The 25,070-nt window shown below is 69.1% G+C and carries 25 protein-coding genes; 12 read left to right on the plus strand and 13 right to left on the minus strand.

The features are described from left to right. Entirely contained in the window at nt 1-831 is an 831-nt protein-coding gene (gene fghA / locus ACORQU_RS09650) for an S-formylglutathione hydrolase (protein WP_491640980.1), read from the plus strand. A 50-nt stretch (nt 832-881) separates the two neighbouring features. On the opposite strand, the gene ACORQU_RS09655 is transcribed toward fghA, so the two are convergent. Together ACORQU_RS09655 and ACORQU_RS09660 are read right to left on the minus strand one after the other, a co-directional pair. Then, nucleotides 882-1,562 carry a Dph6-related ATP pyrophosphatase gene (locus tag ACORQU_RS09655; RefSeq protein ID WP_491640981.1) on the minus strand — a complete coding sequence of 227 codons (681 nt, stop codon included), beginning with the start codon at nt 1,560-1,562 and terminating at the stop codon, nt 882-884. A 19-nt stretch (nt 1,563-1,581) separates the two neighbouring features. Continuing rightward, nucleotides 1,582-2,985: an aminotransferase-like domain-containing protein gene (locus ACORQU_RS09660; RefSeq protein ID WP_491640982.1), complete on the minus strand. Its 1,404-nt coding sequence runs from the start codon at nt 2,983-2,985 to the stop codon at nt 1,582-1,584. 101 nt (nt 2,986-3,086) lie between these two features. Here ACORQU_RS09660 and ACORQU_RS09665 point away from each other — a divergent pair, with 101 nt between their 5' ends. Beyond that, complete coding sequence (locus ACORQU_RS09665) at nt 3,087-4,007, plus strand: DMT family transporter (protein WP_491640983.1); 921 nt, start codon at nt 3,087-3,089, stop codon at nt 4,005-4,007. A 52-nt stretch (nt 4,008-4,059) separates the two neighbouring features. On the opposite strand, the gene ACORQU_RS09670 is transcribed toward ACORQU_RS09665, so the two are convergent. Then, nucleotides 4,060-4,395, minus strand: coding sequence for a hypothetical protein (locus ACORQU_RS09670; protein ID WP_271647483.1), 336 nt, complete (start codon nt 4,393-4,395; stop codon nt 4,060-4,062). 62 nt (nt 4,396-4,457) lie between these two features. Next, nucleotides 4,458-5,402, minus strand: coding sequence for a DegV family protein (locus ACORQU_RS09675; protein WP_491640984.1), 945 nt, complete (start codon nt 5,400-5,402; stop codon nt 4,458-4,460). Between the two features lie 329 nt (nt 5,403-5,731). Here ACORQU_RS09675 and ACORQU_RS09680 point away from each other — a divergent pair, with 329 nt between their 5' ends. Further along, on the plus strand, nt 5,732-6,280 hold the full coding sequence (locus ACORQU_RS09680; protein ID WP_491640985.1) for a DUF924 family protein: 549 nt from the start codon (nt 5,732-5,734) through the stop codon (nt 6,278-6,280). A gap of 243 nt (nt 6,281-6,523) precedes the next feature. Here the strand turns inward: ACORQU_RS09680 and grxD are convergent, their stop codons facing one another. Continuing rightward, nucleotides 6,524-7,453, minus strand: a complete 930-nt coding sequence (gene grxD / locus ACORQU_RS09685) for a Grx4 family monothiol glutaredoxin (RefSeq protein ID WP_491640986.1) — start codon at nt 7,451-7,453, stop codon at nt 6,524-6,526. Between the two features lie 57 nt (nt 7,454-7,510). Here grxD and ACORQU_RS09690 point away from each other — a divergent pair, with 57 nt between their 5' ends. Then, nucleotides 7,511-8,284 carry a polysaccharide deacetylase family protein gene (locus tag ACORQU_RS09690; protein ID WP_491640988.1) on the plus strand — a complete coding sequence of 258 codons (774 nt, stop codon included), beginning with the start codon at nt 7,511-7,513 and terminating at the stop codon, nt 8,282-8,284. Between the two features lies 1 nt (nt 8,285). On the opposite strand, the gene ACORQU_RS09695 is transcribed toward ACORQU_RS09690, so the two are convergent. The 4 genes from ACORQU_RS09695 to ACORQU_RS09710 all read right to left on the minus strand — a co-directional run bounded on the left by ACORQU_RS09695 (nt 8,286) and on the right by ACORQU_RS09710 (nt 11,325). Beyond that, nucleotides 8,286-8,615 (minus strand): hypothetical protein, encoded by a 330-nt coding sequence (locus ACORQU_RS09695; protein WP_491640989.1) that lies wholly within the window; start codon nt 8,613-8,615, stop codon nt 8,286-8,288. Nucleotides 8,616-8,695: 80 nt separating this feature from the next. Continuing rightward, nucleotides 8,696-9,367 (minus strand): methyltransferase domain-containing protein, encoded by a 672-nt coding sequence (locus tag ACORQU_RS09700; protein WP_491645043.1) that lies wholly within the window; start codon nt 9,365-9,367, stop codon nt 8,696-8,698. 57 nt (nt 9,368-9,424) lie between these two features. Beyond that, complete coding sequence (locus ACORQU_RS09705; RefSeq protein WP_491645045.1) at nt 9,425-10,048, minus strand: SGNH/GDSL hydrolase family protein; 624 nt, start codon at nt 10,046-10,048, stop codon at nt 9,425-9,427. Beyond that, nucleotides 10,045-11,325, minus strand: a complete 1,281-nt coding sequence (locus ACORQU_RS09710; protein ID WP_271647476.1) for a pyridoxal phosphate-dependent aminotransferase — start codon at nt 11,323-11,325, stop codon at nt 10,045-10,047. The genes ACORQU_RS09705 and ACORQU_RS09710 overlap by 4 nt, the downstream gene beginning before the upstream one ends. Nucleotides 11,326-11,508: 183 nt before the next feature. Between ACORQU_RS09710 and rsgA the strand changes: the two genes are divergently transcribed. After that, entirely contained in the window at nt 11,509-12,618 is a 1,110-nt protein-coding gene (gene rsgA, locus ACORQU_RS09715) for a ribosome small subunit-dependent GTPase A (protein WP_491640990.1), read from the plus strand. Here the strand turns inward: rsgA and ACORQU_RS09720 are convergent. Further along, entirely contained in the window at nt 12,615-12,980 is a 366-nt protein-coding gene (locus ACORQU_RS09720) for a MerR family transcriptional regulator (RefSeq protein ID WP_271647474.1), read from the minus strand. The genes rsgA and ACORQU_RS09720 overlap by 4 nt on opposite strands. Before the next feature lie 116 nt (nt 12,981-13,096). Here ACORQU_RS09720 and ACORQU_RS09725 point away from each other — a divergent pair, with 116 nt between their 5' ends. After that, nucleotides 13,097-13,558, plus strand: a complete 462-nt coding sequence (locus ACORQU_RS09725; protein ID WP_491640991.1) for an alpha/beta fold hydrolase — start codon at nt 13,097-13,099, stop codon at nt 13,556-13,558. Further along, nucleotides 13,461-14,288, plus strand: a complete 828-nt coding sequence (locus tag ACORQU_RS09730; RefSeq protein WP_491640992.1) for a COG4705 family protein — start codon at nt 13,461-13,463, stop codon at nt 14,286-14,288. Before ACORQU_RS09725 ends, ACORQU_RS09730 begins: the two co-directional genes overlap by 98 nt. On the opposite strand, the gene ACORQU_RS09735 is transcribed toward ACORQU_RS09730, so the two are convergent. Continuing rightward, entirely contained in the window at nt 14,218-15,180 is a 963-nt protein-coding gene (locus ACORQU_RS09735; RefSeq protein ID WP_271647471.1) for a LysR family transcriptional regulator, read from the minus strand. The genes ACORQU_RS09730 and ACORQU_RS09735 overlap by 71 nt on opposite strands. A 117-nt stretch (nt 15,181-15,297) precedes the next feature. Here ACORQU_RS09735 and aceB point away from each other — a divergent pair, with 117 nt between their 5' ends. The 4 genes from aceB to ACORQU_RS09755 all read left to right on the plus strand — a co-directional run bounded on the left by aceB (nt 15,298) and on the right by ACORQU_RS09755 (nt 19,997). Continuing rightward, a complete protein-coding gene (aceB, locus tag ACORQU_RS09740) occupies nt 15,298-16,944 on the plus strand; it encodes a malate synthase A (protein ID WP_491640993.1) in 1,647 nt (548 codons plus the stop codon). A gap of 110 nt (nt 16,945-17,054) precedes the next feature. Next, nucleotides 17,055-18,347, plus strand: coding sequence for an isocitrate lyase (gene aceA, locus ACORQU_RS09745; RefSeq protein WP_491640994.1), 1,293 nt, complete (start codon nt 17,055-17,057; stop codon nt 18,345-18,347). Nucleotides 18,348-18,518: 171 nt separating this feature from the next. Further along, nucleotides 18,519-18,890, plus strand: coding sequence for a hypothetical protein (locus ACORQU_RS09750; protein ID WP_271647467.1), 372 nt, complete (start codon nt 18,519-18,521; stop codon nt 18,888-18,890). A gap of 180 nt (nt 18,891-19,070) precedes the next feature. Further along, nucleotides 19,071-19,997 (plus strand): DUF2884 family protein, encoded by a 927-nt coding sequence (locus ACORQU_RS09755; RefSeq protein WP_491640996.1) that lies wholly within the window; start codon nt 19,071-19,073, stop codon nt 19,995-19,997. A 13-nt stretch (nt 19,998-20,010) separates the two neighbouring features. Here the strand turns inward: ACORQU_RS09755 and ydiJ are convergent, their stop codons facing one another. Further along, nucleotides 20,011-23,055: a D-2-hydroxyglutarate dehydrogenase YdiJ gene (gene ydiJ, locus ACORQU_RS09760; RefSeq protein ID WP_491640998.1), complete on the minus strand. Its 3,045-nt coding sequence runs from the start codon at nt 23,053-23,055 to the stop codon at nt 20,011-20,013. A 142-nt stretch (nt 23,056-23,197) separates the two neighbouring features. Between ydiJ and ACORQU_RS09765 the strand changes: the two genes are divergently transcribed. Then, nucleotides 23,198-24,094, plus strand: a complete 897-nt coding sequence (locus ACORQU_RS09765; RefSeq protein WP_491640999.1) for a LysR substrate-binding domain-containing protein — start codon at nt 23,198-23,200, stop codon at nt 24,092-24,094. 15 nt (nt 24,095-24,109) lie between these two features. Here the strand turns inward: ACORQU_RS09765 and ACORQU_RS09770 are convergent, their stop codons facing one another. Continuing rightward, nucleotides 24,110-25,024 carry a LysR substrate-binding domain-containing protein gene (locus tag ACORQU_RS09770; protein WP_271647462.1) on the minus strand — a complete coding sequence of 305 codons (915 nt, stop codon included), beginning with the start codon at nt 25,022-25,024 and terminating at the stop codon, nt 24,110-24,112. Nucleotides 25,025-25,070 lie beyond the last annotated feature (46 nt).

Raw genomic sequence — 25,070 nt, forward strand, 5'->3', positions numbered from 1 at the left:
ATGGAACGCATCGAACACCGCGCCGCCAACGGCGGTTGGCAGGACGTGTATCGGCATCGCTCGGCGGTGCTGGACTGCGAGATGAACTTCGCCGTCTACCTGCCGCCCCAGGCCACCACCGGCAAGCTGCCGGTCCTGTACTGGCTCAGCGGGCTGACCTGCACCGAACAGAACTTCATCACCAAGGCCGGCGCGCAGCGCTACGCCGCCGAGCATGGCGTGATCATCGTCGCCCCCGACACCAGCCCGCGCGGCGACGATGTCGCCGATGCGGACGGCTACGACCTGGGCAAGGGTGCCGGCTTCTACGTCAATGCCACCCAGCAGCCGTGGGCGGCGCATTACCGCATGTACGACTACATCGTCGAGGAATTGCCGGCGCTGGTCGAAGCGCATTTCCCGGCCACCGACGCGCGTTCGATCTGCGGACACTCGATGGGCGGCCACGGCGCGTTGGTGATCGCGCTGAAGAACCCGCAGCGCTACCGCAGCGTCTCGGCGTTCTCGCCGATCGTGGCGCCCACGCAGGTGCCGTGGGGCGAGAAGGCCTTCACCGCCTACCTGGGCGAGGACCGCGCCGCCTGGAAGGCCTACGACGCCACCGAACTGGTCAGCACCTCCACGCCGCACCTGCCGCTGCTGATCGACCAGGGCGACGCCGATGAGTTCCTGGAAGGCCAGCTCAAGCCGCAGCTGTTCGTGCAGGCCGCCGAGCAGGCCGGCTACCCGGTCACGGTGCGCATGCAGCCCGGCTACGACCACAGCTACTACTTCATGGCCAGCTTCATCGGCGAGCACATCGCCCACCACGCCGCCGCGCTGCGCGGTTGAGGTGGCCAGCGACGCCCGGGGCGCCATGGGCGCGGGCGTGGAGGTGACGCTCAGGCGAGCAGCCAGTCGGTATAGGCAAAACGTCCGTCGCGCAGCACCGTCTGGCCGCGGCGCAGGGTGATCGGTGCGTTGAACATCGGCCCGTCCCACACGCAGGTATGGAACTCCCCGCGCTCGCCGCAGGGATCGACCGAGGCGGGCAGGGCCTCCAGCAGCGCGTAATCGAAATCGTGTCCGGCAACGCCCGCGTCCAGTTGGGTCGTGTCCACGCAGCACAGGCCGGCGCGCAGGCCGCCGGCCAGCATCGTGCGCGCCAGGCCGGCGGTCTCCAAGCCGAACAGCGGCGTCACCACCTCCCAGCCCAGCGCGCCGAGGCGCTGCACGCGGTAGTCGCGAATGTCCTGCAGAAACAGATCGCCGAACGCGGCGGTGCGCAGCGCCGGCCACCGCGCTTGCGCGCGCTGCAAAGCGTTGGCCATCGCGGCGTCGTAACCGGCGTTGTCGCCGCCGGCGGCGATGTCCTGTTCGATCAGCGGCAGACCGGCGGCAGTGGCCTGCGCGCGGATGACTTGCCGGCGCACGCCCTGCATCGAGGCGCGGTCGTATTCGGCGGTGATCGTGGTCAGCAGCGCGACGACCTCCACGTCATCGCGCTGGCGCAGCGCATGCAGCGTCCACGCCGAATCCTTGCCGCCACTCCAGGCCAGGATGAGTTGGGTCTTGTCGATCATGAAGTAGCACGTCCTGCGTTCAAAGTTGGGCGCTGGCCAGGGTGCCCAGGTGGCGCAACGCGGCTTCCAGGCGCGCATCCCAGGGCAGGCCGCAGCTCAGGCGCACGCAGTCGCCGTAGTCGCCGCGGCTGGAGAACAGGGTGCCGGGCGAGATGCCGATGTTGTCGGCCAGCGCCGCTTCGAACAGCGCCTGCCCATCGCCGCCCGGCGGCAGCTGCAGCCACAGCGACAGGCCACCGCTGGGCGCACTGCAACGGGTTCCCTCAGGCCAGTGGCGGACGATGGCGTCGCGCATGCGCTGGCCGTTGTCGGCCACCGTGCGCCGCAGCTTTCGCAGATGCCGCTCCAGGCCGTGGCGGGCGAGATAATCGGCCACGGCCAGCTGCGGCAGGCTGGCGCCGCTGCAGCTGGAAAAGTATTTGGCGCGCGTCAGCGCATCGGTCCAGCCCGCGCCGGCCAGCCAGCCCACGCGCAGCCCCGGCGCCAGCGTCTTGGAGAACGAGCCGCAGGTGATCACCTTGCCGGTGGTGTCCCAATGGCGCAGCGGCAACGGGCGCTGCCCGGACCACGCCAGCTCGCCGTAGATGTCGTCCTCGATCACTACCGTGCCATGGCGCGCGCAGCTGGCCACCAATGCCGCCTTGTCCACATCGGAGGTCAGGCCGCCGGTGGGATTGCTGAAATTCGGCACCAGCACCGCCGCGCGCACTGGCGTGTGCTGCAGCAGGCGGTCCAGTCGCGCCACGTCGATGCCATTGCCCAGGCGGCTGGGGACTTCCAGCACCTTCAGGCGCAGCGCGGCGATTGCCTGCAGGATGCCGTAGTAGGTCGGGGTCTCGACCAGCACCACGTCGCCCGGCGCGGTAACCGTACGCAGCGCCAGGCTGATCGCCTCCATCGCCCCGGCGGTGACCACGACTTCCTCGGCCGTCATCGGCGTGCCGATCTGTTCGTAGCGCAGGGCGATCCGGCGGCGCAGCGCCGCGTCGCCCTGCGGTGGCGCGTAGTCGAAGCTCGCAGTCGGACGCCGTCGCAGCACGCGGGCCAGCGCCGCGCTCAACGCGGCGTGGGGCAACAACGATGCATCGGCGACCGCCGCGTGCAGGGGCAGCAGGCCGGGACGTTCGGGCAGCTCCAGCAGATCCTGCAGCGCGGGGTTGTCGACCATGCCCGGCGCGCGTCGGCGCGGCGCCGATGCGATCGGTGCGGCAGAGGGCGCGGCATGGACGAAGTAGCCCGAGCGCGGTCGTGCCTGCACCAGACCTTCGCGCTCCAGCTGCAGGCAGGCCTGTACCGCCGTGGCCGGGCTGATCTGGTGTGCTCGGGCGAGCTGGCGCACCGACGGCAAGCGCTCGCCGGCGCGCAGCGTGCCCTGGGCGATCTGCCGGCGCAGGCCGGTGGCGATGGTCTCGTAAAGCAGCATGGCGTGCCCGCATCTGTACCGGTGCACTTTCAGGATAACTGAATCTGTATTGCATGCGCGGCCCGACCTAGCCTGTGGTTCCCTTCGCAGGAACCAGCGCCATGTCCTCTCCCGCCCCCAGTCCCGCTGCGTCGCGCGCTGCGCTATGGCAACTGCTGTTGGGCGAGGTGCTGATCGGCTCGGTGGGCGTATTCGTCCACGAAAGCGGCCAGGATCCGGTGACTGCCGTGTTCTATCGCTGCCTGTTCGGCGCGCTGTTCCTCATCGCCTGGGGCCTGGCGCGCGGCCACCTGCGCGGGCTGTGGCAAGACCGCGCGCTGCTGCGTGGCGCGGTCATCTCCGGCGTGCTGCTGGTGCTCAACTGGGTGGCACTGTTCGCCGGGATGGCACGCTCGTCGATCGGCGTGGCGACGATGGTCTATCACTTCTTCCCGTTCGTGATGCTGATCCTGGCCGCGCTGTTGCTGGGCGAACGCACGCGGCCGGCGGACTGGGGCTGGACCGCGCTGGCCTTCGTTGGCGTGATCGGTTCGGCCGATCCATTGCGCCTGCTGCGCCAGGCCGATGTCGGCTATCTGTCCGGTATCGGCCTGACCTTGCTGGCGGCACTGCTGTGCGGCGCGTCGCTGCTGATGTCGCGCAGCGTCGGCCGGCAGCGGCCGTTCGCGGTGGTCACGGTGCAATGCTGTGTCGGCACCTTGATGCTCGGCGCGTTCGCCTCGCCTGCCGCGCTGCATCCGGGCCCGCACTGGTTCTGGCTGGTCGGCCTGGGCGTGATCCACAGCGGCATCGTCTACGTGCTGTTCTATTCGTCCTACCGGCACCTGCCGGTGGCGACGATCGCGGTGGTGGCCTTCGTCTATCCGCTGGTGACGCTGGTGCTGGACTACGCGCTCTACGGCCATCGCCTGGATGCGGTGCAGCTGGTGGGCCTGATCCTGATCGTGGTCGGCACGCTGGGCGTCAATCTGAAATGGCGCCTTTGGCCGCGACGTGCCGCGCCGCTGGACGCGACCTTCTGACGGCAAAAGGCCGCGCCAGGCGCGGCCTTCCCCTACATCGTGGAGCCGCTGCTCAGCGCACGTCGCGCAGCTGCCAGCCGCTGCCGGCCAACAGGCGCAGGCGATGCTTGAGCACCTCGCCAGGGATGCTGGTCTCGGCGACCAGGTCAATATGCAGGTCGTCGACCTGCCCGGTCACGCGTGCGGCCGGATCGACCGCGCCCAGGGCCGGATCGACCTCGTCGGGCTCGTCCTGCGCCGCACGCCAGCGCGAGAACAGCCCATCGGTGCGCAAGGCATCCTGCAGCTGCTGAGCCAGTCCCTCGGCGCTGGACTCGCTGAAGCTGAAGGCCGGCTCCGGGCCACGCGCCTGGGCGGGATCGGGCAGGGCAATGTAGAAACGGGGCATGGGTGTCCTCCAACGGGTCTTGAAGGGGCCAACCTAGCCGCGGCCTCGTCAGCGCGCCGTGTTCATGTCGAGAACGTATGCGGTTGCGCGGCGAAACCCACGCCCAGCGCACCCTTGCCCACGTTGACCATGCCGGTCAGGCTCATCACCGATTCGGTCACCTGCACGCCATGCTCGCTGCAGACCTGGCGCAGCTGCGTATAGCCGGGCAGGGCCCGCAGCTCGGACAGCTCGCCGCCATAGCCGATGTTGACCACCGGCGTGAGCAGGCCGGCACGCACCTGCTTGCCGGTGAACTCGAACAGCTTCTGCGCAGAGGGCTCGAAGCCCTTGAGCTTGGCCACCGGCTCGGTGACGCCACGGTAGGCGCGCAGCACCGGTTTGATGTCCAGCGCGCTGCCCAGCGCCGCGCCGATCAGGCCCACGCTGCGGTCGCCCTTGCTGCGGGCGCGGGCGCGCAGGTAATACAGGTCGCGCGGAATCATGTAGCCGTAGGTGTTCTCGGCGAGAGATTCCAGGCGGGTGCGGATGGTGGCCACGCTCTCGTTGGCCTCGCGCAGGCGCACCGCTTCGATGGCGGTGATGCCCTGGCCGGCGAACAGGTTGAGCGTGTCGATCACCCGCAGCGCGAACGGCGAGCTGTGCCCGGCCGCCTGTCGGATCGGCTTGTAGTCGTTGAGGATCGCGAAGCTGGCCTGCATCGCGTTGTCGTGGATCTGGCTGCGCAGCTTGGAGATGGTCAGGCAGAACACATGGTCGTAGTCCATCACCAGCCGCTGCAGGAACAGGTCGCGGATCTGGTTGACCGAAAACGGCGTGGTCTCGGCCTCATGGCCGCGCTCGGCCACGTGCGCACGCAGGAACTCCAGCGTGGCGTCCTCGTCGCGATGATCGGCCAGGACCGCCTCGCCGATGCGCACGGTGATGGGCAGGACCACGATGTTGTGTTGCTCGATGAAGTCGGCCGGCAGGTCGCAGGCCGAGTCCACCACGATTCCAATCCGCATGCGTTCGTTCCCCTCTTGCATGGCGTCTCGCCTGGATGCGCGGCGCTGTGTACCACGGCCGCCGCGCCGCGTCGAACCGCAGCGCAGCGTGACCCTGCCAGGACGGTATTGTGGCCCAGACCTCGCCCCGAGGGCATGCGGATACGTACGGTCGCATGACCATCGCGTCATTGATCCGGCGCGGGGGCCGCGGCTGCGCAGGGTGCCAGGGCGTTCGACGGGAGGTTCATGCCCCACCCGTATGCTCGGACGCCCCTTGCGACGGAGTCGACCATGCCGCCACGCCCATCCCTGCACGCCTCGCTGCGCGACGCCACCGGAGCCGTCCGATGAGCACGGCCCCGGCGTTGGCGCAGGAGGTTGTCGAGTTCTGGCGCCAGGCCGGCCCGGAGCGCTGGTTCGCCAGCAACGCCTCGTTCGACCTCAACTTCAAGACCCGTTTCCTGGAGACCCACCATGCCGCCGCGCGCGGCGAACATGCCCACTGGCTGGACAGCGCGGATGGCGCCTTGGCGCTGGTGCTCTTGCTGGACCAGTTTCCGCGCAACGCGTTTCGCGGCAGTGGTCATGCCTTCGCGACCGACGGGTTGGCGCTGGTCTACGCACGGGCCGCCCTGGAGGCCGGCCATGACCAAGCGGCCGACCCCTCCCTGCGTGCCTTTTTCTACATGCCCTTCGAGCACGCCGAAGCGCCGGACGAGCAGGCGCGTGCGGTGGCGTTGTTCGAGGCGCTGGGAGACGCCAAGTCGCTCCAGTATGCGCACGCGCATCAGAAGGTGATTGCGCGTTTTGGTCGGTTTCCGCATCGAAATGCCGCCCTGGGCAGGACCACGACCGCCGAGGAACAGGCCTGGCTCGATGCCGGGGGTGGCTTCTAGTTGTTCGGTGGCGCGGCTGGGTGGGAGCCGCCACGGCGGCGACGGGGCTTTCCCGATAGGTCGTTCAAACCCGAGCCGTCTAAGCCAAAAATCCCTGGTCTGAGGCAGTGCAGGGAAGCCTCATCGCCGCCATGGCGGCTCCCACAGGAAAAGATGGCGCCTGGCCGCTCTTCCAAATCGATATTCCCAAACGACAACACGCCCCTTGCGGGGCGTGTTGCGTAGGCCATGCGCGCCTACGGCTCAGTAGCGCGGGACGTTGGGGTCCACGTCGCTGGCCCAGGCCTCGATGCCGCCCACGATGTTGTGGACGTCGGTGAAACCGAGGACGCGGAACTGTTCGGCGGCCTGGTGGCTGCGCCCGCCGGCATGGCACAGGAAGGCGATGCGCGTGTCCTTAGGCAGGGCTTCCAGTTCGGCGCGGCCGCTGCCGTCGAAGGTCTTGAACGGCACGTTGACCGAGGCGATCGCGCGTTCCTCGGCCGGGCGCACGTCCACCAGCAGCAGTTCGCCGGCGGCGACCTGGGCGGCGGCGTCGGTGGCCGCCAGCTGGCTCACCGGGCGCGGTGCATTGGGGTTGTCGATGGCCAGGCCCTTGCCGCGGATGTCGTCGACCCAGTCGATGGTGACACCTTCGGCGCGGCGCGCGCTGGCCAGGTCAAACTGGATGCGCACGCCATTGGACTCGGCGGCGATCGCGCCGGCATCGAACGGGCCCAGCTGGAAGTTCGGCTGGAACTGCGCGTCGATGGCCAGGACCAGCGCGGCGCCCGGGCCGGCGTCTTCCAGGGCATTGGCCAGCATTTCGGCGGCCGAGCTCGTCACGGTGATCGAAGGCGGGGTGCGATCGGGCGCCTGCACGCCCAGCAGGGCGGCCAGTTCGCCGGAGTTGGTCATCTGCTCGATGATGTCGCTGCCGCCGACCAGCTCGCCGTCGATGTACAGCTGCGGGATGGTCGGCCAGTCGCCGTAGGCCTTGATGCCCTCGCGGATGTCCTGGTCGGCCAGCACGTTGACGTGGGCATAGTCCACGCCCAGCGTGGACAGGGCGCCGACGGCCTTGGCCGAGAAGCCGCACTGCGGCATGGTCGGCTGCCCCTTCATGAACAGGACCACGCGGTTGGACTGCAGCAGGGAATCGATGCGCGAACGCAGGGCGGGATCGAGGGACATGGCAACACCGGCAGTTGAGCGGACAGGGAATTTTACGCGCGTGGCATGATCGGCGGGATGGAAGCCCGCGCAACGCAGCATCGTGTGCCCCGCACGCCCCGACTGAGGTTGGGGCTGCTGGCGCTATCGCAAGTGGCCGCGGTGGCGCTTTGGTGGTGGCTGGGCTGGCAGGCTGGCCTGGCCCTGTTGCTGCTCAGCCATGCGGCGGTGCTGTGGTCCACCTTCCACCCGCGCTCGCAGCTGTTCTGCCCGGCCCTGGTGCGCCTGCCGGGCGATCAGCCCCGGGTGTGGCTGACCATCGACGATGGTCCCTCCGAGGACACCCTGCCGATCCTGGACCTGCTGGACGCCCACGACGCCAAGGCGACCTTCTTCGTGGTCGGCGCGCGGGCGCGGGCGCGGCCGGACCTGGTGCGCGAGATCGTGCGCCGCGGCCATGGCCTGGGCAACCACAGCGACAGTCACCCGCAGGCGGCGTTCTGGCGCCTGGGCCCGGGACGGCTGGAAGCCGAGATCGCCGCCAACCAGCGCAGCCTGGCCGAGATCGCCGGCAGCGTGCCGCGCTGGTTCCGCTCGGTCGTGGGCCACACCAATCCCTTCATCGGCCCGGTGCTTGCGCGTCACGGCCTGACCCGCGTGGCCTGGAGCGCGCGCGGCTTCGACGGCGTGCGCTGCACGCCGGACCAGGTGCTCGCCCGGATCGCGCCGGACCTGAAGCCTGGCGCCGTCGTCCTGCTGCACGAAGGTGCGGCGCATGGCCACAACGTGGAGATCCTGCGGCGGGTGTTGGTAGCACTGGAGACGCAGAAATTGAGCGCGACCGTGCCTTGACCTAGGGCTTCGCTGGGTCGCCTTGCCCAGCCGTTGCGTTGGTCTCATCGTGCTTTGAGGTGATCAACTTTGTCTCTTCAATCAGTGCGTCAACATCCTCCGCAGTGAGCTTCGAGAGTTCTTGCTGGGCGCGCGAGGTTGCCTGCTTGTCACCGGTCCCTTCTCCGTAGAGATGCAAACCCTCCCCGTCCCGGAAGAACATGAAGTAAAACTCCGCGGCTGGCGTACCTGCGATGGAATAGAGCACAACAGTCTTGTTGTCGGTGCAGCTGTAGATGCCCCAGTCGCTGCCGCCGTACGCTTTTTTCAGAGGTCCGATGTTGCAGGTCATCGGTACTGGCTGTGTCTGCGCCATCCCATCGGCGATGCAGCAGGTGGCTAGCAATACCGCAAAGATTCCCCTGGCGACGTTCACATCCGCTCGGCCACGATCAGCCAGTTGTTGAACGGCGTGTTGCCGTACAGCGGTGAGAAGCGGGCATGCAGCCCGGCGTTGGCGAGGTGGTGTTCCAGGCTGTCGCGGGTCGGGTAGCTCTTGGGGACTTCCTGCATCCAGCCGGCGAAGTGCGCCATCAGGTCGGTGATCTTGGAGGTGCGGCCGCGGCGGGTGTCATCGCCCAGGGCGGTGCGAATCACCAGGCGGGCGCCGCCTTCCAGCATGCCGGCCATGTGCGCCAGCATGCCGGCCTGCACGTGGTCGGGCAGGTACTGGAGCATGTCCAGGATGGCGATGTTGCCGCGATGCGCGGGCCAGCGCGCGGCCAGGTCCACCACCTCGAAGCGGGTGTCGCGCAGCCCGCTGCGCTGGGCGATGCGCTTTGCGCGCGCGATCTTGTTCGCGTCGATGTCCACGCCGTAATAGCCGCGCGCCTGGCCGTCGGCCTGCAGGGCATGGGCCAGCAGGCCCAGACCGCAGCCCAGGTCCAGGACCGGGCCCGGATGGTCGCGCAGCGCCGCCAGTACGCCCGGGTAGAGCGGGTCAGTGCGTAGCTTGGCGCGGGTGTAGTAGTAGTCGTAGCGGTTGCCCCACGGGCGCCGGGGCAGGAAGGCACGGGCGATGGCCAGGGCCTGTGAGGCGGGCATGGGACGGATGGACTCGCTCAACGTCGTTCCTTCGGCGCGTGGCGGGGTGAGAGGTGTTCAGGCTAACGCATTCAGCGCGGCAGGGAGGGCGTGGCTGGTCCACAGCGCGTACATCGCGCCGGAGGGATGCAGCCCGTCGTCGGCCAACATCGCTGGTGCCATGCCGCGGTCCCGACTGTCCGGGGTGACGTCCACGAAGCGCACGCCGTGCCGTGCGCAGACCTGCGCCGCGGCGGCATTGAAGGCGTCGATCTGCGCTGAAGTGGTGGCGTTCTGGCGGCCATGGTCGGCGGCGAACGGGGTCATGCCCCAATCCGGGATCGACAACACCAGCACCCGCCCGGCGCGCTGGCCGGCAAAGCCGATCGCCCGTCGCAGCAGTGCGTCGAACTGGGTGGCGTATTCGTCCACCGACCGGCCGCGGTACTGGTTGTTCACCCCGATCGCCAGCGTGACCAGCGCGTAATCGCCCGCTGGCGTGGCCGCGTCGATGGCTGCTTCCAGTTCGTCGGTGGTCCAGCCGGTGGTGGCGATGGTGTCCGGATCGGCCAGCGGGACGCCGGCCTGGCGCAGCGCCGCGGCCAGCTGCACCGGCCAGCGCGCGGCATGCGGCACGCCTTCGCCGATGGTGTAGGAGTCGCCCAGCGCCAGATAGCGCAGGCTTTCACCCGCCATGGTCAGGCCGCGGCGTTGCGCGAGGCCGGCTTGATCGGCACGACCTTGGTATTGGCCTCGGCGCGCCGCGCCAGCGCGCGGTCGATGCGGGCGAACACATCCCGCATGGAGAGCGCGTCAGGCAACAGGGTCACCCGGAAGTGGTTGCGGTAGGGCACGTTGAAACTGGAACCCGGCACCACCAGCACGCCTTCCTCTTCCATCAGATCCAGGGCGAAGCGGTAGTCGTCGAAGCCCTTGGCCGCGTCGCCGACCACGGCCGGGAAGGCATACAGCGCGCCGGCGGGCGCGCACAGCCGCAGGTGCTCGGACGTGGCGCAGGCCTCGATCACCGCGCGGCGGGTTTCGTACAGGCGCCCGCCCGGGGCGACCAGCGCGCTGATGGTGTCCGGCCCGTTGATGGCCGCCTCCACCGCGTACTGTCCCGGCACGTTGGCGCACAGGCGCAGCGCGCCCAGCAGGTCCATGGCGTGCTGCAGCGGGGTGATCAACTCGGCGCTGCCGGACAGCAGGGCCCAGCCCACGCGCCAGCCGCAGGCGCGGTGCACCTTGGACAGGCCGGAGAAGGTAATGCACGGCACGTCGCCGGCCAGCGGCGCCAGCGGCTCGAAGCTCGCCCCGTCGTAGAGGATCTGGTCGTAGATCTCGTCGACCAGCAGCAGCAGGCGGTGCTTGGCGGCGATGGCCACGATGCGCTTGAGCAGCTCACGCGGATACGTCGCACCGGTCGGGTTGTTGGGATTGATCAGGACGATGGCGCGGGTGCGGCTGGACACCAGCGTCTCGATCTCCGACGGATCGGGCAGGAAGCCGTTGGCCGCGTCGCACCGGTAATACACCGGGCGGCCGTCGTTGAGGATGGTCGCGGCCGACCACAGCGGATAGTCGGGCGAGGGCACCAGGATCTCGTCGCCCGGGTTGAGCAGGGCGCGCAGGGACAGGTCGATCAGCTCGGACACGCCATTGCCGATGAAGACCCGGTCCGGGTGGGCATCGGGGGCATTGCGCCGCGCGTAGTAGGCGGCGACGGCCTCGCGCGCGGCCGGCAGGCCCTGCTGGTGGGTGTAGGGGTCGGTGCGACCCATGTCGTCGGCGATCGCGTGCTGCAGGTGCTCGGGCGCGCGAAAGCCGAAGGCGCCCGGATTGCCGATGTTGAGCTTGATCAGCTTGCGGCCCTGGGCCTCCAGCTCACGCGCTCGCCGGGCCAGTTCTCCGCGGATCTCGTAGCGGACTTCGGACAGGCGTTCACGGACGGCGAGCGGCTTGACGGGAGCGGAGGACATGGCGGACGGGATCAAGGGTGAAAAACGGCCCAAGCATACGCCTGATACGCCGTCCCTGTGGGCGTTTCAAAGGAAACCATTGCCTGCGTTCACGGCTGCGGTTGGTGCGGCGCGTGCCGGCCCTTGAGCACCGTCGATGCAGCGACCTGCGGCGGGCGCTTGGTCACCCCGTAGAATCTTGCGATGACCGATGTTGCTTCCGAAGATGCCGACCTGCGCCGGATCGGCTGGCCCCTGGCGGCCGACCGTCCTGCCGACCCGGCATGGCAGGCGCTGTTCGCCGCCCATCCGCAGGCACGCCCGGCGCGGGTGGTGGAGCAGCACCGTTCCGGCTATGTCGTCGCCCATGGGCCGGCGCCCGGGCAGACCCTCAGGCCCGAATCCCTGCCGGACTGGCAGCGACCGCGCTTTCCCGCCCACGCACGCCCGGCGGTGGGCGATTGGGTGCTGGTGGAGGAGGCCAAGCGCATCGTCGCGCTGCTGCCGCGTCGGACCGCGATCAAGCGCGCCGCGGCCGGCGAGCATTACCACCAGCAGGTGATCGCCGCCAATGTCGATGTGGTGTTCATTGTCTGCGGGCTGGATGCGGACTTCAATCCGCGCCGGATCGAGCGCTACCTGATGCTGGTCGGTGGCGCGGGCGGACAGCAGACCGGTGCCCCGCAACCGGTGGTGGTGCTGACCAAGGCCGATCGCACCGATTACGCCGATGACGCGCTCGAGGTGCTCGCCGACCTGGCCGCGCAGGACGTTCCGCTGCGCACGGTCAACGCCAAGGACCCGGCCAGCGTCGCCCAACTGCATGGCTGGCTGGGGCCAGGGCGCACGGCGGTGCTGGTGGGCTCCTCCGGCGCCGGCAAGTCGACCCTGACCAACACCTTGCTGGGCATCGAGAAGATGAAAACCGGCGCGGTGCGCGAGACCGATTCGCGCGGTCGCCACACCACCACCCATCGCGCCTTGATCCCCCTGCCGTCTGGTGCCTGTCTGATCGACACGCCTGGCATGCGCGAGCTCAAGCCCACCGGCGAGGAAGACCTGGCCGAAGGCGGCTTCGCCGACATCGAGGCGCTGGCTGCGCAGTGCCGGTTTCGCGATTGCGCCCACCAGGGCGAGCCGGGCTGCGCGGTGCAGGCCGCCATCGAGGCTGACGTGCTCGACCCAGGCCGCCTGGCCAACTACCTCAAGCTGCAGGAAGAGGTCGCCACGGCCGCCGCCAAGCTGGCCAAGCGCGAGGCCGAGCAGCAGGGCAAGCACGGCCGGCGCCCTGCGGGAAAGCCATCCAGGCGCTAGACCGGATCCCGATCGGTCTGCTGTCCCTTTTCCAGCATCTGGCGCAGTCGGCTGCGTCGTTGCTCAAGTTCGGCGATCTGCCGCTCGATCGAAGCCAGCCGCCGGCGCTGCACTTCGGTCGTTTCCGAACAGGCGGCCGCGCCTTCGATCATCCGCATGCAATCGGGAAACTCGCGGATCTCGGCCAGGCTGAAGCCCGCGCCGATCAGGCGCTGGATCTGCCGGACCTGGGTCACGGCCAGGGCGGGGAACACGCGATAGCCGTTCTCGGCGCGGACCGACGACAGCAGCCGATGGTCGTCATAGTGGCGGATCGAGCGCAGGCTGGCCCCGGTCTCGCGGGCCAGTTCGCCGATGGACATGGCAGCTTGGGGACGGGCCTTGGGCATGGGCGAACGCTAGCACAGGCGGTGCTTGACTCTCACATTGGTGTGAGGCTTGAGACTGCGCGCATCCAAGGCATCGATGAGGATTCGCCATGTTTCCGTCCAGGCTTCACCGCGCGCTCGGCGCGCTGATCGTCGGGCTCGCGCTGCTGATCGGCGCACCGGCCGCGCTCGCCGCAACCAGGCAATACACCGTCTCCGCGCCGGATGGCGTGGCGCTGGCCGTGCAGGAGTCCGGTGATCCCGACGGTACTCCAGTCATCTTTATCCACGGCCTGCTGGGCAGCCGGCTGAACTGGGACAAGCAACTGCACGACCCCCAGCTGCAGCGCCATCGACTGATCACCTACGACCTGCGGGGCCACGGCCACCCGCCCACGGCGTGCGATGCGACCGAAATCCGACAGCGCGGCTGCGACCGTGCAGGGACTGGCTCGAGCCTGGAGGTTGCTGGACATGTCCGAACACCACGCGCGGCCGGCGGTCGCCAGCAAGGTCGCGGCGGTCACCCTGGGCTTCTGGATCCTCAAGATCCTGGCCACCACGCTGGGTGAGACCGGTGGCGACTGGCTGACCATGACTCTGGGGCTGGGATATGGCCTGGGCGTCCTGGTGCTTGGTGGCGTGCTGGCGGCGACCCTGGCCGGGCAGTTGGCGGCGCGGCGCTTCCATCGCGGGCTGTACTGGTCGGTGATCCTTGCCACCAGCACGGCCGGGACGGCGATGTCCGATTTCATGGATCGCACGCTCGGTCTTGGGTATCTGCGCGGGGCGCTGCTGCTGGCCGGTGCGCTGATGGCGGTGCTTGGGCTGTGGTTCGCGGTCGAATGCAACGTCTCGGTGGACCTGATCCGCAGCCCTCGCACGGAAGTCTTCTACTGGGCGGCCATCCTGGTCGGCAACACCTTGGGGACCGCGCTGGGGGACTATCTGGCTGATGGACTGGGCCTGGGCTTCGCCGCGGGTGCGTCGCTGACCGGTGCGGTGATCGCCGCCGCGGCGCTGGCCTGGCGCTTCACCGCGGCCAGTCCAGTGCTGCTGTTCTGGGTGGCGTTCGTGGCGACCCGGCCCTTCGGCGCGACCTTTGGCGACCTGCTGACCAAGCCGCGGGGCGAGGGCGGGCTGGAGCTGGGCACGGACGGCGCCTCGGTGGTGCTGGCCATGCTGCTGGTCGTCGGCTTGTGCGTCCAGGCCACGGCGGAGCGGCGCCGGCTCAGCGCTCCGAATGTCCGCTCTCGTCGTGGTCGCGCGGATGGAACAGGTCTGGTCGGATCAGGGCGATGAAGGCGCGCGCTTGCGGCGAGAGGTACTTGCCCTTGCGCACCACCACCCCGTAGCTGCGCGAGGGGAAGTACGCGCTGAGCGAGCGTGCGGCGATGCGGCCGCGGTCGGCCTCGCCCAGGCAGATCGAGCTGACGATCGACAGGCCCATGCCCATGGCCACGTATTGCTTGATCACCTCCCAGCCGCCGACTTCCAGGACCACGTTGTAGGGCACGCGGGCCTGCTGGAAGGTCAGGTCGACCAGCCGGTAGGTGATCTGCCGGCGCGGCGGCAGGATCAGGCCGTAAGGCGAGATGTCCTCCAGGGTGACCCGGGACTTCTTGGCCAGCGGGTGGTCGTGCGGGGTGATCAGCATCGGCTCGAAGCGGTAGACCGGCTCGTAGCTCAGATCCGCCGGCACATCCACCATTGAGCCGACCGCCAAGTCCACCGCATCCTCGCGCAGCAAATCGGTGCCGTCGGCGCTGATGGCGTTGTGCAGGGTCAGGCGCACGTCCGGGTGGGCGCGGCGGAAGGCGTCCACGATGCGCGGCAGCAGGTAGAGGATGGTCGAGCTGTTGGCGGCGATGTTCAGCTCGCCGGCATCCAGCCCGCTGACCTTCTCGCGGAAGGTGGCCGCCAGGCCGTCGACGCCTTCCACCAGTGGCTGCGCCAACTCGAACAGCAACTGCCCCTCCCGTGTGGGGGACAGCCGCCGCCCGCTCCGCTCGAACAGGTGCGCGCCGTACTCGCGTTCCAGCGCCTGCAGTTGCAACGAGACCGCCGGCTGGCTGATGTACAGCGCCTCGGCCGCCCGTGAAACCGATCCCAGCCGGACCACCTGGCAGAACGCGCGCAGGGGCTTGAGCCGGTCGGATTTGTAGGAAAAACGGGGAGTTGCGTGATTGGGCATGCGCTTGAAAGCGGTTGTATTAGAAGAATTTATAATTCGGATTGATAAAACTAAGTTGTCAAATAATACCCCCGCGGAGCACGGTGATGGCCCAGTCGAACTGCAAGGGAATCCGCCATGTCCGCGACCGCTTTCGCCCTGCCGCCCCGGGATTCGGCCCTGACCGGGGCCACGCCCGGCATCGCCCTCACCGCCCAGGTGCCCGGTCAGGACGCTTTGCTGCCGCCGGGCCTGCTGGGGCTGCTGACCTCGCTGCACCGGGCCATCGAGCCGGAGCGCCAGGCCCGCCTGGCCGCCCGCGCCGCCCGCCAGGCCGAGTTCGACGCCGGCGCCCTGCCGGACTTCCGCGCCGACACCGCGCAGATCCGCGATGGCGACTGGACCGTCGCCCCGATCCCGGCCGCGCTGACCGACCGCCGCGTGGAGATCACCGGGCCGACCGACCCGAAGATGGTGATCAACGCGCTGAACTCCGGCGCCAAGGTGTTCATGGCCGACTTCGAGGATTCCACCTCGCCGACCTGGACCAACCTGATCACCGGCCAGCGCGCCCTGCTCGACGCGGTCGCCGGCACTCTGCAGTTCGACACGCCGGCCCGTGGCGACAAGCCGGGCAAGCACTACGCGCTCAAGCCGTTTGCTGAGCAGGCGGTGCTGATCGTGCGCCCGCGCGGCTGGCACCTGGACGAGAAACACGTGCTGGTCGATGGCGCGCCGATGGCCGGCGGCCTGTTCGACGTGGCGACCTTCGCCTTCCACAACGCGCGCGCGCTGCAGACCAAGGAACGCGGGCCGTACTTCTACCTGCCCAAGCTGCAGTCGATGGAGGAGGCCGCGCTGTGGGAGACCGCGCTGTCGCACATCGAGGCCACCCTGGGCCTGCCGCAGGGGCAGATGAAGGTCACCGTGCTGATCGAGACGCTGCCGGCGGCTTTCGAGATGCACGAGATCCTGCACGCGCTGCGCAGCCGCATCGTCGGCCTGAACTGCGGCCGTTGGGACTACATCTTTTCCTACATCAAGACCTTTCGCGCCCACGCCGACCGGGTGCTGCCCGAGCGCGGCCAGGTCACCATGACCCAGCCGTTCCTGAAGGCGTACTCGGAACTGCTGATCCAGACCTGCCACCGGCGCGCTGCGCATGCCATGGGCGGCATGGCCGCACAGATTCCGATCAACGGCGACGCGGCCGCCAACGAGCAGGCCATGGCCCGGGTGCGCGCCGACAAGCTGCGCGAGGTCAGCGCAGGCCATGACGGCACCTGGGTCGCACATCCGGCGCTGATCCCGGTGGCCCGCGCGATCTTCGACGAGCACATGCCGCAACCGCACCAGCACGCCGTGGCGCGCGCCGACGTGCATGTGACCCGCGACGACCTGATCCGCCCGTCCACCGGCACCATCACCCGCGCCGGATTCGAAGGCAACGTCGAGGTCTGCGTGCGCTACCTGGCCGCCTGGCTGGACGGCAACGGCTGCGTGCCGATCCACTGGCTGATGGAGGATGCGGCCACCGCCGAGATCTCGCGCACCCAGCTGTGGCAGTGGCTGCACACCGAGGGACTGCACCTGGACGACGGCACCGCCATCGACCTGGCGCTGTTGCAGGCCACCCTCAAGCACCTGCCCACCGCGCTTGGCCACGGGGCCGGCGTGCCGGGCGCGGCCAAGGTCTCCGAGGCCATCGCGCTGCTCGATGAACTCTCACGCCGCGACACGCTGGCCGAGTTCCTGACCCTGCCGGCCTACGCGCTGATCGACTGACGCCGCAGCAGCGCACACGTTTTTCCGGATTCATCTGCAGCGCCTGGCCCGGCATGTCGGGTCGGCCGCCGCATTCCACGACATCGCACGATCCACACGAGGACGACACCATGAGCAAGCTGCCGAGCGCCGCCGAGATACAGAAGGACTGGGACACCAATCCGCGCTGGAAGGGCATCACCCGCAACTACACCGCGGCCGACGTGGTGCGCCTGCGCGGCACGATCCCGGTCGAGCACTCCATCGCCAAGCTGGGCGCGGAGAAGCTCTGGAATTCCCTGCACACCGAGGACTTCGTCAACGCGCTGGGCGCGCTGACCGGCAACCAGGCCATGCAGCAGGTCAAGGCCGGGCTGAAGGCGATCTACCTGTCCGGCTGGCAGGTGGCCGCCGATGCCAACCTGGCCGGGCAGATGTATCCGGACCAGTCGCTGTACCCGGCCGACTCGGTGCCGGCGGTGGTCAAGCGCATCAACAACACCTTGCTGCGCGCCGACCAGCTGTCCCACGCCGAGGGCGATGACAGCGTGGACTTCCTGCAGCCCATCGTGGCCGATGCCGAGGCCGGCTTTGGCGGCGTGCTGAATGCCTTCGAGCTGATGAAGGCCATGATCGAGGCCGGCGCCTCGGGCGTGCACTTCGAGGACCAGCTGGCCTCGGTCAAGAAGTGCGGACATATGGGCGGCAAGGTGCTGGTGCCCACCCGCGAGGCGGTGGAAAAGTTGAACGCCGCGCGCCTGGCGGCCGACGTGATGGGCGTGCCGACCGTGCTGATCGCCCGCACCGATGCCGAGGCCGCCGACCTGCTGACCAGCGACATCGATGCCAACGACAAGCCGCACACCACCGGCGAGCGCACCGTGGAGGGCTTCTACAAGACCCACAAGGGCCTGGACCAGGCCATCAGCCGCGGCCTGGCCTATGCGCCTTACGCCGACCTGATCTGGTGCGAGACCGGCAAGCCGGACCTGGAGTTCGCGCGTAAATTCGCCGAGGCGATCCATGCCAAGTTCCCGGGCAAGCTGCTGGCCTACAACTGCTCGCCCAGCTTCAACTGGAAGAAGAACCTGGACGACGCGACCATCGCCAAGTTCCAGAAGGAAATCGCCAGCTACGGCTACAAGTTCCAGTTCATCACCCTGGCTGGCTTCCACAGCCTGAACTACTCGATGTTCAACCTGGCCCACGGCTATGCGCGCAATCAGATGAGCGCCTTCGTCGAACTGCAGGAGGCCGAATTCGCCGCAGCGCCCAAGGGCTTCACCGCGGTCAAGCATCAGCGCGAGGTCGGCACCGGGTATTTCGATGCGGTGACCCAGGCCATCCAGCAGGGCCAGTCCTCGACCACGGCGCTGACCGGCTCGACCGAGGAAGAACAGTTCACCGCCGACAAGGCGGCATAAGGCGCTGCCCCGCGCGCCCGCGGCGCTGACCAGCGCACGCGGGACCACGCGGACAGCTCCAAGGTGCAAGACGCGCCCGGCACGCATGCCGGGCGCGGGTTCCGCGCTCCACCGCTCCACCGCAGTCAAAAAACCCAACCAGCGTTGTTCACCCACTGAGAAAGGTGCGCCATGCTTCGAGCCCGTCATGCCAACCGCTATCGCGGCCAGGATGCGTTGATGTTCCGCGGGGATCGCCCCGGCATCGCCATGCTGGCTTCCATCCTCGACCATTTGGCTTCCAGTCCGCAGCCCGACGCGATCGGCCGACGACACGCCATCCCCGGCGTGGACAACGTCAGCCTGGAGGTCACCGAGTCGGTCTCGCGCCTGGTGCTGGACAGCGCCGGACGCGTGCCGTTCGTGTGGCAGCTCAAGTGGACCGACCTGGCCGACTGCGGGGCGCGGGTGAGCGCCCTGGCCGGCAAGGCCCGCGGCCAGCTGCGCATCGCAGGAGAGCGGGACGACATGCAACTCGTGCTGGCGATGGGGGAGGACGCCTAGCGATCGGGGGCATAGGGCCGCGCCGGTGGCGATGGCGACCATCGCCACGCTACCGGGTGGCTCCTGTGCTCGGATCCAACCGTGTACCTGCCCGCGGCCCTGCCAATGACTTTAGGCACGCGAGCGCCGCGGGCGCTGGCGGCGACCCTGCAGTTCATCCCGTGATGCAGGCCAATTCCCATGCGCGTGTCCTGGCTCTTGCTGCTGTCGCTGTGTCTGCCGTCATTGGCGTTCGCCCAGGCCGACGAGGCCGGACGGCAGGACGTCCCGGCAGGGGCCGAGACACAGGCGGACCCGCACAACCATCGTCCGCAGCTGTCCTCGCAGCAGTGCGGCCTGTCCACGGACTTCAACGTGCTGGCCGATGACGGCGGCATCTGGCTGTACCGCAAAACCGGCACGCCGCAGGAGATCTTCTTCCACGGCGGTGAGTTGAGCGTGGATCGCAAGGTGCAGCAGGTCAGTCCGGAAGACGCCCAGCGGCTATGGGAGATGGAACGCGATGCCCGCGCGCTGATGCCGCGCGTGGCCGGTATCGCCCACGAGGTGGTGGACCTCACCTATGACGCGCTGGGCGGTGTGATGGAGATCTTGACCGGCAGCGGGCGCAACGCACGCAAGGTCGAGCGCATGCGCAAGCAGGCCAACGGCTACGTGGACGGCACGCTGGGCAAGGGGCGCTGGGACCAGGAGGCGTTCGATGGCAACTTCGAGCAGTACGTCGAGGACCAGGCCGAAGCGTTCAAGGGCAGCATCGCGCGCCACGTCTTGTTCCAGGTGTTCACCGGGCGTGCGGACAACATGGAAGCACGCGCCGACGCAATGGGCGACGCGCTCGATGCCAAGCTGGAGGCGCGCGGCGATGCGATCGAAGCCCAGGCCGATGGCCTGTGCGCCCAGGTCGAGCGCTTGCGTGCGCTACAGGACGCCTTGGCGTTTCGCTACCAGGGGCAGCCGCTGCAGATGTTGCGACCGCTGCAAGACGCGCCGGCATCAACGCCCGACGATGCAGCGGCAGCGGACGCAGCGAGCCTCGCGGCTGAAGCAGATGCCGGTGATGCTCCGCGCGACGGGCACATCGCGGTGTCGCCCCAAAGTTCGCACTGAAGTTGGATCGTCCTCAGGCGGCGGATGCCTGTCCGCGCAGCACCTCGAGCAGGGCCTGCACCGGATGGCGCAGCGTGCCGGACTGCAGGCGGCTGACCTGGCTGCGGCACGAGTAGCCGGTGGCCAGGGCTTCGGGCGCATCGGCCATCGCCAGTGCGGGCGCCCAGGACTGGTCGAAGATGCGTCGCGAGGTCTCAACATTGCGCGCCTCGTGCCCGTAGGTGCCGGACATGCCGCAGCAGCCGGTCTTCTGCACCGCCAGCGGCAGCCCGGCGCGGGCGAAGACCTCGGTCCACTGGGTCACGCTGGCCGCGGCGTTGGTCTTTTCGGTGCAATGCGCCATCAGGCGGTAGCGCAGGGCAGATGACTCGGTCGCAGCGTCGCGCGCTGCATATACATCGGTGAGCCATTCCTGCAGCAGCTGCACCCTGGGCACGTCCAGGCCCTTGAGCTTGGTGTACTCCTGGCGATAGGTCAGGGTCATGGCCGGGTCGATGCCCACCAGCGGCACGCCGTGCGTGGCCAGTGCCGACAACATCGCCGCATTGCGCCGCGCCGTGCGCTCGAAGGCGGGCAAAAAGCCCTGCACCTGCAGCGGCTTGCCGTTGGCGCGGTACGGCGCCAGGAACACGCGTTGGCCCAGCCGTGCGGCCAGCTCGATGCACGCGGCCAGCAGCGGCGTCTCGAAGTAGCGGGTGAAGGCATCCAGCACCAGCACCACGCTGCGGGCGCGCTCGGCCTCGCTTAGCGCGGCCAGCGCCTGCGGCGTGGCCGTGGTGACGTTCCACTGCCGGCAGGTCGCGTCCAGGTCGAAGCGGCTCAGGCGCGGGCTGTCGACCATGCCCACCGGCCCGGCCAGCAGGCGCGCGGCCGGGCCCCAGGCGAGCGCGGCGTTATAGAGACCGGGCACACGCGCGAACAGCGGCAGGGTGAATTCCAGCGAGCCAATCAGGTAATCGCGCAGCGGTCGCAGGTAACGCGCGTGGTAGAACTCGAGAAAGCGCGAGCGGAACTCCGGCACGTTGACCTTCACCGGGCACTGGCCCGCGCAGGACTTGCACGCCAGGCAGGTGGCCATCGCGCCGTAGACCTCGTGCGAGAAGTCCTCCGGTTCCCGGCGGCTGTTGCGCCAGCGCGCCGGCAGCGTGCGCAGGAAGGCGCCGGGCCCGCTCGGCGGCGGTGTGGTCAGGTCGGTGCCGGCCGCGTGCTGGCGGCGCAGCCATTCGCGCAGCAGCGAGGCGCGGCCCTTGGGCGATTGCACCCGGTCGCGCGTGGCCTTCCACGACGGACACATCGGGTCGTCCAGATCGAAGTTGTAGCAGGCGCCGTTGCCGTTGCAGTGCATCGCGGCGCCGTGGTCCTGCCACACCGCGGTGGGAATAGTGCGATCCAGCTGGCCACGCATCGGCACCTGGTCCACGCGCAACAGCGGCGCGGCCTCGGCGGCCGGCGTGGCGATCTTGCCGGGATTGAGCTGGTTATGCGGGTCGAAGGCGTGCTTGAGCGCCTGCAGGGACGGATACAGCTCGCCGAAGTAGGCCGGTGCGTATTCCGAGCGCACGCCCTTGCCGTGCTCGCCCCACAGCAGCCCACCGTAGCGCTGGGTCAGCGCAGCGACCGCGTCGGAGATCGGCCGTACCAGCGCGGCCTGTGCCGGGTCCTTCATGTCCAGCAGCGGGCGCACGTGCAGCACGCCGGCATCGACGTGGCCGAACATGCCATAGGCCAGCCCGTGACGATCCAACAGGGCGCGGAACTCGGCGATGTAGTCGGCCAGGTGTTCCGGCGGCACCGCGGTGTCCTCCACGAACGGCTGTGGCCGCGCCTCGCCCTGCACGTTGCCCAGTAGGCCGACCGCGCGCTTGCGCATCCCGTAGACCGTGTTGACCGCCGCGTTACCGGTGGCCAGCGTGTGACCCAGGCGGACCACGCTGGCATCGGTGCGCAGGTGCTCGACAAAGGCGGCCACCTGCGCATCGACTTCGGCCGGGTCGTCGCCGCTGAACTCCACCAGGTTGATGCCTTGGGTGGGAATATCGCCTTCCTGCGGGAAATACTCGGCCACGCTGTGCCAGACGATGTCCTGCATGGCCAGCATCAGCACCTTGGAGTCCACCGTCTCGATGGACAACGGCGCCAGCGCGACCAGGTGCCGCGCATCACGCAGCGCATCCATGAAGGCGCCGTAGCGCACATTGACCAGCACCGCGTACTTGGGGATGGGCAGCACGTTGAGCTTGGCTTCCACCACGAACCCCAGCGTGCCCTCCGACCCGCACAGCACGCTGTTGAGGTCGAAGCGGCCGTCGGCCGTGCCCAGGTGGGCCAGGTCGTAGCCGGTCAGGCAGCGATTGAGCCTGGGGAACTTCGCCTGGATCAGCTCGCCCTGTTCGTCGGCGATGCGAGAGGCGCAGCGGTAGGCCTCGCCCACGCGATCCTGGCGCGCGGCCTGGGTAGCCAGCGCCTCGGGCGCCAGCGGCTGGCTGTGCAGGCGCTCGCCGCCCAGCAGGACCGTGTCCAGTGCCAGCACGTGGTCGCGGGTCTTGCCGTAGGTGCAGCTGCCCTGGCCGCTGGCGTCGGTGCTGACCATGCCGCCGATGGTGGCGCGGTTGGAGGTGGACAGCTCCGGGGCGAAGAACAGGCCGTAGGGCTTGAGCGCGGCATTGAGCTGGTCCTTGACCACGCCGGCCTGCACGCGCACCCAGCGCTGCTCCGGGTCGATCTCCAGAATCTGGTTCATATGCCGCGACAGGTCCACCACCACGCCGTCGGTGAGCGATTGGCCGTTGGTGCCGGTGCCGCCGCCGCGCGGGGCCACGGTGACCTGGCGGTGCTCGGGCCGGGCCAGCAGCCGGGCGACCAGCGCCACATCGTCGGCATCGCGGGGAAACACCGCCGCCTGCGGGAAGCGCTGATAGATGGAGTTGTCCGTGGCCAGCACCGTGCGGCTGGCGTGGTCCTGGCGGATCTCGCCGCGGAAGCCCGCCGTCCGCAGCGCGTCCAGGAAGGCGACATACGGAGCGGCGGTGGGATGGGAGACCGGGAGTGGAGCAAGCACGGGACGTCCTTGGAAAGCCTGGGGTGCCACATGCATCGCATGCATGGGTCATGCGATGGCGCACCTTGGGATCCAGGATTTTCCTCCTGCGCTGCGGAGGCGATCAAGCGTAAAGTTGGTGCCTCATTCATGAGCTTTATGCATGCAAAGCCGTCGACTGACCCCCTCCATGTCCCTGCTGCTGGCCTTCGACGCGGCGGCCCGGCACGCCAGCTTCACCCGCGCGGCGCGCGAGCTGTCGCTGACCCAGGGCGCGGTCAGCCGCCAGGTGCAGGCGTTGGAGACACAGCTGGGCGTGCGCCTATTCGCGCGCGAAGGCCGCAGCATCGCCCTGACCGAGGTCGGCCGCCTCTACCATCGCGGGCTGGACGGGGCGCTGGCCCAGGTCCGCCAGGCCACTCTGCAGGTGCTGTCGCACGGCGAAGGCGGCGGCGCGCTGCGCCTGGCGCTGCTGCCGACCTTCGGCTCCAAGTGGCTGCTGCCGCGCCTGCATGCCTTCTACGCCGCGCACCCTGGGGTGCAGGTGCATATTCATTCGCACATCAAGCCGGTGGATTTCGAGCAGGCGCAGGTGGACGCCGCGATCGGCGTGGTCCTGGCCGAGGGCGGCGACGTGCAGGTGCATCCGCTGATGGCCGAATCGATGGTGGTCGTCGCCAGTCCGGTGGTGGTCGGCGGAGAGCCCGCACCCGCGCCGGAAGCGATCGCCGCGCAGTCGCTGCTGCGCGTGGCCAGCCATCCGCCGCTATGGACGCAGTGGTGGGCGCGACACGGCCTGCCGCTGCAGACCATGCGCGATGGGCCGACCTTCGAGCTGACCTCGCACCTGATCCAGGCCGTGCGGGCTGGCATCGGCGTCGGGCTGGTGCCGCAGCTGCTGGTCGAGGACGAACTGCGCGCCGGCAGCCTGGTGCAGGTCGGCGAACCGCTGCGCAGCCAGCGCACCTACCACCTGGCCTATCCGCGTCGCCTGGCTGCACTGCCCGCGCTGCAGGCCTTCCGCGACTGGTTGCTGGCGGACCTGCCGCCAGCGCCCTGATCGGCGCGCGGTGGATCAGTCGGCGGCAGGCTCGCGCTCGCCGGCCGCTCGGGTGCGGATCCATTCGACGAAGGCGCGAACCTTGGGCAGCTCGCCGGTGTGCTCGGCGTGGGCCAGGTAATAGGCGCCGCTGCCGGGCCGGGCATGCGCCCATGGAATGACCAGCGTGCCCTGACGCAGCTCGTCGGCCACCATGAAGCGCGGCACCAGGGCCACGCCATAACCGGCCAGGGCGGCGCGGATGCACAGGTCGAAGGTGTCGAACTGCGGGCCGTGGTAGCTGTTGGTGGACGTGATGCCCTGGCCGCCGAACCAGTCGTACCAGGCCTCCGGCCGTGAGGTGCACTGCAGCAGCGTGCTGCGGGTGAGGTCCTCGGCGGCGCTGACCGGGTGGGTCTGCAGGAACAACGGCGTGCACACCGCCACCACGGTTTCGCGGAACAGCGCCTCGCACACCGCGCCCGGCCAGGAGCCGGCGCCGTAGAAGAAGGCGATATCGGCCGTGGCGCGGACCAGGTCGAAGGGTTCCAGCGCGTTACGGATGCTCAGGCGCAGGTGCGGATGCTGGTCACCGAACCCGGCCAGCGCCGGGATCAGCCAGCGCGCGCCAAAGGTCGGCTGGGTGGCGATGCGCAGCACCTCGGTCTCTCCGCCGAAGGACAGCACCGCGCGGCTGGCGATGTCGGTCTGGCTGAGGACCTGGCTGACCTCGGCGTGGTAGAGCTCGCCGGCCGGGGTGAGGGCCAGGCCGTTGCGCACCCGCTCGAACAGCCGGCGCTGCAAGGCCTGCTCCAGCTGGGCGACCTGCTTGCTCACCGCGCTCTGGGTGAGGTTGAGCTCCTGGGCGGCGTTGGTGAAGCTCATATGCCGGGCCGCGGACTCGAAGCACTGCAACGAGACCATGGAGGGCAGGAGCTTTTTCTGCTTCATCGAAACACTCACCAGCGGGGCTGGCGCCGCCCGGACCATGCCGGCG

It is taken from the genome of Pseudoxanthomonas sp. JC1303 (assembly GCF_058448525.1).